9 protein-coding genes, 1 tRNA gene and 2 pseudogenes are annotated in these 11,510 nt (G+C 45.4%); 1 reads left to right on the top strand and 11 read right to left on the bottom strand.

What is annotated here, in order from left to right; all coding sequences use genetic code 11:
* Nucleotides 1–252: 252 nt before the first annotated feature.
* From wecB to LFYK43_RS11430, 5 genes are all read right to left on the bottom strand, one after another.
* Entirely contained in the window at nucleotides 253–1,395 is a 1,143-nt protein-coding gene (gene wecB / locus LFYK43_RS11450; protein ID WP_124978413.1) for a non-hydrolyzing UDP-N-acetylglucosamine 2-epimerase, read from the bottom strand.
* Nucleotides 1,396–1,467: 72 nt separating this feature from the next.
* Nucleotides 1,468–1,541: transfer RNA gene (locus LFYK43_RS11445), tRNA-Arg, on the bottom strand.
* Nucleotides 1,542–1,607: 66 nt separating this feature from the next.
* Nucleotides 1,608–2,021 (bottom strand): DUF3284 domain-containing protein, encoded by a 414-nt coding sequence (locus tag LFYK43_RS11440; protein ID WP_124978411.1) that lies wholly within the window; start codon nucleotides 2,019–2,021, stop codon nucleotides 1,608–1,610.
* Nucleotides 2,022–2,150: 129 nt separating this feature from the next.
* Nucleotides 2,151–3,437: a DEAD/DEAH box helicase gene (locus LFYK43_RS11435; protein ID WP_124978409.1), complete on the bottom strand. Its 1,287-nt coding sequence runs from the start codon at nucleotides 3,435–3,437 to the stop codon at nucleotides 2,151–2,153.
* Nucleotides 3,427–4,464, bottom strand: a complete 1,038-nt coding sequence (locus tag LFYK43_RS11430; RefSeq protein ID WP_124978407.1) for a Gfo/Idh/MocA family protein — start codon at nucleotides 4,462–4,464, stop codon at nucleotides 3,427–3,429. The genes LFYK43_RS11435 and LFYK43_RS11430 overlap by 11 nt, the downstream gene beginning before the upstream one ends.
* Before the next feature lie 470 nt (nucleotides 4,465–4,934).
* On the opposite strand from LFYK43_RS11430, the gene LFYK43_RS11425 reads away from it, so the two are divergent.
* Nucleotides 4,935–5,309, top strand: a complete 375-nt coding sequence (locus LFYK43_RS11425) for a DUF4828 domain-containing protein (RefSeq protein WP_124978405.1) — start codon at nucleotides 4,935–4,937, stop codon at nucleotides 5,307–5,309.
* A gap of 177 nt (nucleotides 5,310–5,486) precedes the next feature.
* On the opposite strand, the gene LFYK43_RS11420 is transcribed toward LFYK43_RS11425, so the two are convergent.
* The 6 genes and pseudogenes from LFYK43_RS11420 to LFYK43_RS11395 form a co-directional block, all read right to left on the bottom strand.
* The gene (locus LFYK43_RS11420) at nucleotides 5,487–6,389 is read right to left on the bottom strand and encodes a DMT family transporter (protein ID WP_229718031.1); all 903 of its coding nucleotides are present in this window, start codon (nucleotides 6,387–6,389) and stop codon (nucleotides 5,487–5,489) included.
* 390 nt (nucleotides 6,390–6,779) lie between these two features.
* Nucleotides 6,780–8,171, bottom strand: a pseudogene (locus LFYK43_RS11415) (cation:dicarboxylate symporter family transporter).
* 14 nt (nucleotides 8,172–8,185) lie between these two features.
* Nucleotides 8,186–9,214, bottom strand: coding sequence for an ABC transporter substrate-binding protein (locus LFYK43_RS11410; RefSeq protein WP_124978401.1), 1,029 nt, complete (start codon nucleotides 9,212–9,214; stop codon nucleotides 8,186–8,188).
* Nucleotides 9,201–9,992 carry an ABC transporter ATP-binding protein gene (locus LFYK43_RS11405; protein ID WP_124978399.1) on the bottom strand — a complete coding sequence of 264 codons (792 nt, stop codon included), beginning with the start codon at nucleotides 9,990–9,992 and terminating at the stop codon, nucleotides 9,201–9,203. Before LFYK43_RS11405 ends, LFYK43_RS11410 begins: the two co-directional genes overlap by 14 nt.
* Nucleotides 9,986–10,957: pseudogene (locus LFYK43_RS11400) on the bottom strand (ABC transporter permease). The gene LFYK43_RS11405 and the pseudogene LFYK43_RS11400 overlap by 7 nt, the downstream one beginning before the upstream one ends.
* 167 nt (nucleotides 10,958–11,124) lie before the next feature.
* Nucleotides 11,125–11,510: group II intron maturase-specific domain-containing protein (locus tag LFYK43_RS11395; RefSeq protein ID WP_305775332.1), on the bottom strand; the 386-nt coding region annotated here is incomplete at its 5' end.

Genomic DNA, 11,510 nt, shown 5'->3' with positions numbered 1-11,510 from the left:
GTTTCCAGCCTTTTAGCCACTTCTTGTACATCGATTCGATGTTTTGTCTCGGGCTTCCTTCAGATTCTACCTCGCAATAGACACCCTTGCCTTCGACTTGTGATACCGACCACTACGGCTCACAGCGGACTCACACCGCCTAGTTACTGCCCATGCCGGGCGCACCAAAAAAAGCTACCCGTTCCATTCAGAAACAGGCAGCCTGATCAAGCTCTAGCACTAAGTATCGTTACTCATCACTAGAACCAAAAATTATTTAAAATCTGTCGGACGCTGACTGTCAGCTCCAAAATGGTATCGGATCGCATCCAAGATCCTAGCACTGGCTTTCCCGTCACCATATGGGTTGGACGCCTCTGACATGGCACGGTAACTTTCCGAGTCATCCAGCAGCTGCAACATTTCTGCTTTCACTTTGCCATAGTCTGTCCCGACTAATTTTAACGTTCCCGCGGCTACGCCTTCTGGCCGTTCAGTCGTATCGCGCAAAACCAGGACAGGCTTCCCTAATGACGGTGCCTCTTCTTGGACACCGCCAGAATCTGTCATGATGAAATAGCTGCGAGCCGCCAGGTTGTGAAAATCGATCACATCTAATGGCTCGATCAAATGAACCCGCTTGACACCAGCAAAAACTTCATTCGCAACCTCTCTGACAGCCGGGCTCAAATGAACCGGATAAACCAGCTCCACATCTAGACGCTGTGCCAAAACATCTCTCATCGCCTGAAAAACAGTGCGCATCGGTGCCCCTTGATTTTCGCGCCGGTGCATTGTAACTAGAACCATCCGGTGGTCAGCAGGCAGCTGATCTAAGAGGTCGTGGTGGTAATCCGGCCGAACTGTTTGTTTTAAAGCATCAATGGCTGTATTCCCAGTGACAAAAACTTTCTCTTCCGCATGATTTTCCTGAAGTAAGTTGGCTTTGCTTTGAGTTGTTGGGGCAAAATAGAGGTCGCTCAAAACATCAGTCATTTGCCGGTTCATTTCTTCAGGAAACGGAGAATATTTGTTCCAAGTCCGTAACCCGGCTTCAACATGTCCGAGGGGTTTTTGCCGGTAAAAAGCAGCGACACTAGCCGCAAAAGTCGTTGTTGTGTCACCGTGAACTAAAATCAAGTCAGGGTCAGCCTGAGCGATCACTTGATCAAGTTTCTGTAAAACATCAGTGGTGATCTCATTGAGGGTCTGACCTTGGTGCATGATGTTCAAATCAAAGTCTGGTTTGATTGAAAAGATGTCTAAGACTTGGTCTAACATTTCCCGGTGCTGGGCTGTCACTGCCGTGATCGGTGTAAACTCAGCCGAACGCTGTTGCATCTCTTTGATCAACGGTGCCATTTTAATGGCTTCCGGCCGCGTGCCAAAAACTGTCATAATTTTGATTTTTTTCATTTTCTTCACTCCATATTTCAAAAAAGCATGGCTGCCAAAAGCAGTCATGCTCGTCTGATTCATTACTTACTATGCGCTTGATCGGAATTGAACCGATGACCTACCGCTTAGGAGGCGGTTGCTCTATCCTGCTGAGCTACAAGCGCATAACGCAACCGACCTTTATAAGTATAGCGGTAGAAAAGCTAATAAGTCAATAGCAGCAATCATTTTTAGTAGCCGATCTCCATTTGTTTCAAGACTTTTTTAAAGTTATTAGCCTTAATGTGATCGAAAATCTTGCTGGTTAATCTGTCCTTCATACTGTGCAATTGCTTTTTGGTTTTACTGATCTGACGAAAATCAACTTGCACTTGATCTTTGGCCAAAGCTTTAAGCTCATAGGCTGCCGAAATGACCATTGCTTGCGTCTCGATCTGATAATGATAACTCTGATTCGGCTTTAAACTGGTCACACTAATGCGACAGGGCTCACCGCTATTGTTTTCAGTCTCGTAGGCAAAACCAGCCAGCTGTTTAACTGAAACAGACCGTCCAGTTGCTTCATAAATATCATACAAACGAATATCTAAGATCCTCTGAAAAAAATAGTGCGCTGAAACATTCAGCTTAACTGAAGTTTTCATTCAAACCACCCCGTTGTTTTTGGTCAGATCACCCCAAGTCCTAGCAACCTGCTCATCATTATTTTAAATCAAAAATTTAAATTTTAACAGTGGTTAACTTGTCCTTAAGATTTTCTTATCGTGCACGATTTAATTTTGATCCTGCTCACTCTTTTTGGAACGTCTTTTGCCTTTATTTTTCTGGTCACGACGCCGTTTCTTCTTACGCACAGGCTGTTTCTTTTTTGCGTTGACTGCTGTCTTGGCCGATTGCTGACTGCTCTTCTTTTTGCGTGGTTTATTTTCCTGGCTGTTTTCTGCTTGTGCAGCTGCCAAATCCGTCACCAGCCGATGCTGATAAATGTAACCCGGCTGCAGGTCATAACCTTGCTGACTGACTAATTTTTTAAAATCGCGCAGGTCATGTTCATTGCCCAAATTAATCACAGCACCTGGTACACCCATGCGTCCGGTCCGCCCGCTGCGGTGAATATAGGTGTTGAGGTCACGCGGAATATCAAAGTTGACCACCGCCGGCAATTCGGCGATATCTAACCCGCGGGCTGCCACATCAGTCGTCAGCAGCAATGAGATCTTGCGTTTGCGCAGATCTGTCAGTGCCTGTTTGCGTCGTTGCGAGCTCAAATCAGAACTGAGGTAGGCAAGTGCCACATGCTGAAAAGCCAGTTTTTCTGCGGCATCTTTGACCTGAGTAGTCGAGTCGAAAAAGACCAGGCCGGCAAAATCTTCCAAATTAGCGAGTTTACGTAACATTTCAACTCGTTTGCGAACCGGGCTTTCTACCAAATAGTGCACAACTTTCCCCTGGGTCTGGTCAATTTGCCGGACATCGATCACTTGCGGCTCGATTCCAAACCAGCGGTGAACATCCGCTAATTTTTTAGAAGACGTTGCCGAAAAGAATGCCAACTGCAAGTCGGCATGGGCATGCCCAACGATTTGCCTGCACAAGTCTAATGACTCGTCGTCTTTTAACATTTCATCTGCCTCATCGATCACACAGGCAGTCAACTTGTGCATTTTAAGCTTCTTTTCGTTGATCACAGCCAACACGCGCCCGGGTGTCCCGACCACGACCTCAGGGTGCTTCTTTAACTTTTCATATTGCCGTTTCACATTGGCGCCGCCGATCACCGCGATCGATTTCATACCAAGTAATGAGGCAAAACGTGCGATCACGTTATTGACTTGGATCGCCAACTCCTGTGATGGTGTCAAGATCAAAAGCTGGGTCCCGTCTTGAGGCAACAAGGTCTCTAGCAGCGGTAACGCATAGGCTAAGGTCTTCCCGGACCCAGTCGGAGCATAGCCGATCACGTTCTGCCCGGCACTCAACGGTTCCCAGGCAGCCTCTTGGATCGGGGTCAGCTCGGCAAATTTTTCTTTTGCAAATTCTTCGACAAACTTAGGATTCATTCTTTTCCTCTTCTATTTCTGCAGCCGTTTGATCGGCTTTAAATTTAATTTGGGCACTTTGGCGCAACTGATACAAAACTTTATTGACCAGCACAGCATAAACCAGCCAGTCTTTTTCTAGTTGTTTAGCATCAGGCGAGCTTTTATCATTCAAAACAGCCGCGAATTCTTCAGCTTCAGCTGTCATCGGATTTTTCTTTTGCGCAACAGATAACAATTCTAAATGTCCGTTGCCATCGTCTAACTCAACTTTATTTAAATCGCTGGAATGATCCATTCGAATCGTATCTTTCAAGCCGTAAATCTCACCGGGCAGGTAGGAATTAAAGGTTTTGGACAAATTCAAGGTGACATCAAAACCATCGTAATGCAGGCTGGCAACTCCAGACCCATCAACACCGGTTGGTAATTTGACAGCATGGTAGTCAACGCTGTCTGGCTCACCGAACCAAACAACAGCGTCATAAACTAAGTAGACCCCGAGGTCTTGGACACACCCGCCGGAAAAAGCCGGTGAAAAAATATTTGGTTCTTTACCAGCCAAAACCGCATCGTAGCGCGATGAATATTTGGCATAAGTCAACGTCGCGCCTTGGACGACATTCAGTCCTTCAATCGCTTTGGTTACGGCCTTAAAGTTCGGCTCATGCACATGACGTGCTGCTTCGAATAAGAACACCTCGGGGTGCTCCTCTAACAACGCGACCAACTCCTGCATCTCAGTCGGATTCGAGCAGGCCGGTTTCTCCACGATCACATCTTTACCAGCTAAAATCGCCTGTTTGGCTTGGGCAAAATGCAGACTGTTTGGCGACGCAATATAAACCGCATCGAAAGTACCTTCGGCAAAAAAAGCTGCTAAATCAGTAAAATACTCGAAATCTCCGTTAAATTTTTCGCCAAACTCCTGAGCTTTCTGCAGAGTTCGTGAATAAACGGAAGTCAGTTGCCACTTGCCAGTTTCCTGAGCAGCGTTAATGAATTGTTCAGTGATCCAATTAGTACCGATAATTCCTAACTTTAACATGTAGATCCCTCCCATTAAAAATAGCAGCGTTAGTCTCACGCATCATATTGGCGTTTAAGCTAAACCGCAAGCCAAAACTCTGATCTGACTCTATTCTACCAGAAACACGTGCCCAGGTATAACTGAAGAATTTTTGAAAACCTGCCTAGGCAAAACTACTACTCCAGCTGCTAAATATCGCGCCTAATTTTTATTTCAATTTTTTTAACCTTAGTTTTATTCCTTATTATGCCAGTGATTTTCTGGCGAGCAGCTGAGTCAAAGAACAGGGGTGATTTATTTAAATAAATTAACTTTTTTTATTTAAACTACCTTCTGTCCTCCCCGTCTGACCAATACAAAAACATTTCAAAATGTCATCTATATTTCAAATCAATCTATTTCAGTTTAAATCAACTTTATTTTCTGTTTTTCTCTCATAAATGGTGGTATATTTAAATCATAATATGTGAAAGAAAGAAGGAGCGGGAATGAAACTGAAACGTTTCGGCAAACGGAGACCGAATTTAAATCGAAACAAACTGCGTAAACTTTTCCGTTTGAACAAGAAACATCCGAAACAAAACAACGCCTTGCCAGCTATCTATTCTGGCAACTGGAAATTTATCGACGAAAGGAGTTCGCGAACACACCACCTGTTAATTTCAAGTGACCTGGCAATTTCTCTTGATGGTCGTTCGCTCCCCGGTTCAGTCCTGAATCTCAGTCAAAAAGAGTTGGTTTTTCTAGATACTTACGGCTACCACCTGCGGATCGACGCTGTCGATGCTCACCCGATCAGTGTCTACGATGAGGCCGACAATCGCGTTTATCAGTTATATGCTGCTCGTCCAAGTAATCATTAGAAATAAAAAAATATACCATTACTTCTTTCCTATAACTAGGAAGGATTTTTTTATGCACTTTTTGTACTCATTTGCTTCTTGCAGCCTGGTACTGAGTTCTCGCAAGCTCCTAATCAAACTAATCCTTCTCCGCTTAACATTTGTCAGCGAAAAACGGCCTTTCAGAGACTTTCAATCTCATTCTTTCATCTGCATTACTTTTTGGGCATACCATCCTTGCAAAAAGGTCACGCCAATGATCAAGACCCCGCCAATTACTTGGATCCAGCTAAACACCGTGCCTAACAGCAGGATCGATAAAATCGTTGCCGTCAAAGGTTCAAAAGCACTCAGCATACTGGTAGTCGTTGGTTTTAAATAATGGAGACTGGATAAATAAAAGAGGAAGGCAACTGCTGTCCCAAAAATAATAATGTAGGCCAATTGTCCCCAGTCGCGCCCTGTGAAACTTGGCGGCGTACTCGTGACCAAAAGCGGAATAAAAGGCAGTCCGCCTAAAATCATCGCCCAGCCGCAGACCAATTCAGCCTTAAATTTCTTTAAGAGCTGGTCTGGTAATAAAGTATACGAAGCTTGACTGACCCCCGCCATAACTCCCCAGAAAACCGCTGCCGGTGCCAAGGTCAGTTGACTGACATGGCCCTTCGTAACTAACAAAAAAGTCCCCAGCAGTGCGAAAAAGACACAGACCACATCTAATCTTGTCGGTCTCCGGTGCCAGCGAAAGATCAAAAACAGTAAGATAAAGATCGGACCTAAAAACTGCAAGATCGTTGCGGTGGCAGCATCCCCATAGTTAACCGCCATAAAATAGGTGAATTGGGCTGGAAACATCCCGAAAAATGCAAATAAAACCAGCTGCCGCGCCATGTTTTTATCCTTCCAAATGGCAAAAATATTCTGGCGGGTCCGCAAAAAATAATAAGCTAACAGCAGGCTGCCCGCGCAAAGCAGCCGGATCCCAGTCAGCCAATAGGTTGAAAGGTGGGTATTATGTAATAATGCTTGCGCGCTGGTACCGGAAGCTCCCCATAAGATCCCGCTAGAAATTATCAGAAATAACCCCTTATTTTTGTGCAAGTCTACTCCCCCTGTCTCATTTTTTTCTAATACTAACCAGCATACTACAAAATTCCTCTGTCTGTGCATTTTTTTCGCTAGAAAAATTCAGAAATTACGGTTCGACATCGAATCTCGAGGCCCTTCTTCTTTAAACTTGGGGCGCGACATTGATTCTTGAACCGCTATCTGCTTTTTCAAATATCAGGTTAGGATCCTTACTTTTACTAAATCAGGCTGTCAGCAGAAAGACCCAAGGGTATCACCATCAGTCTAAAAAATAGTGCTGATGATTTTTCTCATCAACACTATTTGACGTAGTCCCCGTTATGGCGCACTCACTTGATGCTGCGCTCCTAAGTTCAATTTCAGTTTCTTCTATATAATTAATAGTTTTGGAACAAATCAAGACTAAAGAGTTGATTCAACTACTTGCGTGGTATCCTTCAGAGTCTCATTATCCAGTTGACCAGTTTGTTTAGCTGCGAGGAGCCCCGCCAAAATACTATCATTGACATTGACCAAAGTACGAGCCATGTCAACAATTGGATCGATAGCGATGATCACACCCATGATCTCGACCGGTAAATTCAAAGCGCCTAAGACCATCAAAGTTGTAAAAGTCGCGCCGCCGCCAACCCCAGCCACGCCGAAGGACGAAATCGTAACGATCGCGATCAAACTCAAAATAAACTGGAAGGAAAAGACATTCACGCCAACTGTAGGCGCAATGATCGTTGCGATCATCGCTGGATAAACGCCTGCACAGCCGTTTTGTCCAATTGTCAGTCCAAAACTGGATGCAAAATTCGCCACGACTGGCGAGATCCCAAGCGCCTCTGTTTGGATCTGAACATTTAGCGGCAGTGTTCCTGCACTGGTCCGGGATGTAAAAGCAAAGATCAGCGCTGGCCAAGCTTTTTTGTAGTAGGTCAGCGGATCGATCTGATTGACAGCCAAGATCACCGTGTGCAAGAGCAGTACAACCAGCAAAGCTGCATAAGCAGCAATGATGAAGATCCCTAAATTCAAGATCGACTTAATACTGCTGGTTGCCGTCGCGCGGGTCATTAAAGCTAAGATCCCATACGGTGTCAGCTTGATCACGAATTTGACGATCTGGTGGACAATTGCCTGCAAAGCATGGATACCCTTTGCGAAAACGGCTGCTGTTTGAGGTTCACGTTTGCGCACCGCCAGAAAGGCGCCGCCAACGAGCAGGGAGAAAATTACGACAGCGATCGTAGATGTTGCCCGAGTACCGGCAAAATCCGCAAAAATATTAGTCGGCAAAAAGCTCAAAATCTGTTGCGGCAAGGTCTGATTTCCTAATTGTGACTAGTGTGATTTAAGTATTGCCAAATTACTTTGACTAGCAGTCCCGCTGATAAAATCTGCCCCCTGCAGGTGGAAAACAAAAACACTGCCGATCCCGATCAAAGCGGCTGCCGCGGTGGTTAACAAAAGTGTGGTCAGCACGCTGGCGCTAATTTTTTTCACATCACTGGTGTTAACTAGTTTGGCAAATGCTCCAACGAGTGAGACAAAGATCAAGGGAATCACAAGTGTCTGCAATAAAGCAATATAGCCATCACCAACAAGGTTCAGCCAATCGACCACTGTGCTGACGATCTTGCTTTGCGTGCCAAAAACCGCCTGCAAGCCAAAGCCGAAAACGATCCCGACTGTCAGAGCAGTAAAGACAGTTTTAGTAAAACTGACATGGTGCCGCCGCATCAGATACAGCCCTGCCAAAAAGGCAGCCGCTAATAAGATGAGCACGAATTCAGTTAAATATTCCATTCAAATTCCTCCTTTTATTGCTGTGTTTCCACGTTCAAAAATGAGTTTCGGGCTAATGAATCAATATCGACATCTTTGGAGATCACCCCAGCTTTTTGCAAACTATTGCCGACCTGCTTAAAGGCTTTCTGCGCACCGTTATATGACGCTTTCCAGTTATAGAAATCTAAAGCCTGAACATTGATACTCTTTTCTCCCGGAGCATATTTCTTATCGATCTGGATCTGGGCAGTCTCTTCACGGTGTTTTGCGACCCAGCGTGTGGCTTCCTGCATTGCTTGTGTATACTTGCGGGCAACTGCAGGGTGATCCTTTGCCAATTTTTCCGAAACATAGGCGACACAGCAGTATTCAGTATTAAATGGTTTGGTTTTGGCCGAATTGGCCAGGGCATTAAACCCGTATTTCTGTTGGGCGATCTGCACGTCCGGATCCTCGATCGCGATTGCATCAACCTGACCTTTTTCCAAAGCCAAAGGCAATTCTGAGCCGCTGTACTGGGTGAATTCGACCTGCGAATGCTTATCGCTGACATTAACTCCATGGTCTGACAAATAACGCTTAGCAAAGGTCGCCTCGCTGCCGGCTACCTGTGCCACTCCGATTTTCTTGCCCACTAAGTCTTTGGCACTTTTGATTTGCGAATTTTTGCCGGTCAAAATCGAGATACAACCAGTATGCAAGCCAGTCGTGATCTTGATCTGGGCGCCGTTAGATAAGGGCTGGACAACACTGCCCAGTAAAGAATTAGAGGCATCGACCTTGTTAGAGGTTGTCGCTTCCAGTCCATTTGTATCCGGAGATAATTTAACCGTTTTATACTTCAGACCGGCCTTTTTAAAGAAACCCTTTTCAGCAGCGATTTGTTGCGGTGCTCCACAGACTCCCGATGGATCTGCAAGGCGCAAAACATAGTTGTCATCTTTTTTCTGCGCTGCCTTGGCGTCCTGGTCTTTTTTATTTTTAAGCAAGAATCCCCCGGCAGCAACTGCCATGATCAACAAAACCACCAGGCTCCAAATTGTTTTTTTACTTGTTTTCATTTAAATTACCCTCTTCACCAGTGAAATTTAAAATCCTTAAAACTTTTTCCTTTAAAGCAATGAATTCTTCGCCGTTACGGTCACGCGGATGCGGCAGATCAACGTCGACGATATCCTTGAGGATAGCCGGACGGGGCGTCATCGCAAAAATATGGTCAGCCAGATAAACTGCCTCCTCCACATCATGAGTCACCATAACCATCGTGATCTTGTGCTTTTGCCAGATCTTGATCAGCTGATCATGGAGGCGCATCCGGGTAAACGCATCAAGCGCGCCAAATGGTTCGTCAAATAACAAGACCTTAGGGTAGTTGATCAAAGCCCGTGCCAGGGCAACTCTTTGCTGCATCCCGCCTGAAAGCTGGTTGGGATAAACCTTCTCAAAACCTTTTAGCCCTACCAGATCAATGAACTCCTGGACTTCATCTTTCCTTTTTGAGAGCTGCTTGGCAAGTTTGAGACCGAAACTGACATTTTGTTCCACGTTCAGCCACGGATATAGCGTCGAATCTTGAAAGACCAGGCCGCGTTCACGACTAGGACCAGTCACATTCTGCTCATCGACAGCAATGGTCCCGCTAGTCGGCTGGTCAAGTCCTGCCAGCATTCGCAGCAATGTTGACTTGCCGCAGCCGGATGGACCAATGATCGCTACGAAGTCGCCTGGTTTGATTTGAGCTGACACCTGATGCACAGCCTCGATCTGAGCAGCCTGCTGGTCTTGACCTGCAAAAATCTTTTGAACTTTATCGATCACTATCGCACCATTTTTTACCATTTAATGACCCCCTTTTGCCACCTGAGAAAGTGATCACGGAACTTAAAGAATATCGTAATGATCAATGAAAATGTCACCGCGATGATGATCAGCCCCGCATAAACGTTGGCGTAACCCATGATCTGCCGCTGCCAGTTAATGTACCAGCCGATCCCGTATTTGACTCCGATCATTTCCGCAGTCACTAAGGTAATAAAAGATGAACAGATGCCGTTGAAGATACCGACAAAAATATCAGGCGTCGCTGCCGGGACTGCAACCCGCAAAATTTTTTGCGTATCAGTCGCGCCCATCGTGTCAGCCACTTCAAAGAGGTCTTGCTTAACATTCCTAATACCGGAATTAGTCAAGATCGTGATTGGAAACCAGGTCGACAGCGCAATTAAAAAGGCGGAAGCTTGAAAACTAGTTGCAAAGGCAGAAAGTACGATCGGGATCAGGGCAGTCGATGGGATCGGACCAAAAAGCTTCACGATCGGATCAAGCCAGTAATTCCAAGAGGTGTACCAGCCGATCAAGATCCCCGTCAGCAAGCCTGCGGAGATGCCAAATAATAAACCGATCCCCAGCAGACGCAGCGAATATAGCAAACACATCAATAAAAACTGCCAATCAGACACCAAAACATTTAAAATAGCTTCCGGTGCCGGAAAATAAAGCGGGTTAAATAAGGCAAACTTGAGCGTCGCCAAGTTATAGAGACTGACCAGCAAAAAAGCCCCGCCGATAAAATAGCTTTTGTAAACAAAACCGCGAAACCGCCCTGTCAGCAAGTGACAAACTGCTAAGATGAAGGTGATCACAAAGGCTGCCGCTAAGAGATCAGTGAATCACGGAAAATCCTTAGTCACGATCCGCGGACTCTTAGGCAGTAATACCTGCAGCAGGTATGAAACTAAGATTGCCAGACTGGCAAAAAAACTGCGCCACCAGTCCGGCACCTTATGCTGATCAAAGGCACGGATCGATGCGGCTGTATTGGTTCTTACTACCGAATGTTGTTCCATTTCAAAACACTCCCTTTTCTTAAAACTTGACTTACATTGCTTTGAGAAATCGGGTAGGAGATAGTTCACACTATCGACCTCCCACACCACCGTACGTACGGAACCGTATACGGCGGTTCAACAACTTAAGCTTTTGCTTGAATTGACTGATACAACTGGGACATGTTTAATAGTCCTCGCTGTGTCAGTCTTTTGTTTGTTATGGATATACACAGTGTTTTACTATGCGCATTGCGCCAGTACCCTTTCCGTGTATTCACATAGATTTTAGCTTCTTTACGGCTCATACCTAATCTGACCAGTGCTTTGAAACGGGTCCCAATATTCTTCCACTGCTTCCAGATATACTGGCGAATACGCGAGCGCAACCATTCATCTAGATGTTGAAGAAAGATTTTCATCTTCCCGATAGAGTAATATTGGATCCAGCCCTGCATTTTCTGCTTGATTTCTTGCAAGATCTTATCAAGGCTGACGCCTCGATTTCTCTTGGTGATTCTTTTCAGTTCTT

Origin of the sequence: Ligilactobacillus salitolerans (genome assembly GCF_003864415.1) — a bacterium.
In the GTDB taxonomy this organism is placed as follows: domain Bacteria; phylum Bacillota; class Bacilli; order Lactobacillales; family Lactobacillaceae; genus Ligilactobacillus; species Ligilactobacillus salitolerans.
The sequence above is the reverse complement of the archived record's forward strand: the minus strand, read 5'-3'. Positions and strand labels throughout refer to the sequence as shown.

Coding starts and splice junctions, on each gene's coding strand:
- LFYK43_RS11440 (WP_124978411.1), bottom strand. CDS start 2,021: ATGAAAACTTCAGTTAAGCTGAATGTTTCAGCGCACTATTTTTTTCAG.
- LFYK43_RS11405 (WP_124978399.1), bottom strand. CDS start 9,992: ATGGTAAAAAATGGTGCGATAGTGATCGATAAAGTTCAAAAGATTTTT.
- LFYK43_RS11430 (WP_124978407.1), bottom strand. CDS start 4,464: ATGTTAAAGTTAGGAATTATCGGTACTAATTGGATCACTGAACAATTC.
- LFYK43_RS11435 (WP_124978409.1), bottom strand. CDS start 3,437: ATGAATCCTAAGTTTGTCGAAGAATTTGCAAAAGAAAAATTTGCCGAG.
- wecB (WP_124978413.1), bottom strand. CDS start 1,395: ATGAAAAAAATCAAAATTATGACAGTTTTTGGCACGCGGCCGGAAGCC.
- LFYK43_RS11410 (WP_124978401.1), bottom strand. CDS start 9,214: ATGAAAACAAGTAAAAAAACAATTTGGAGCCTGGTGGTTTTGTTGATC.
- LFYK43_RS11425 (WP_124978405.1), top strand. CDS start 4,935: ATGAAACTGAAACGTTTCGGCAAACGGAGACCGAATTTAAATCGAAAC.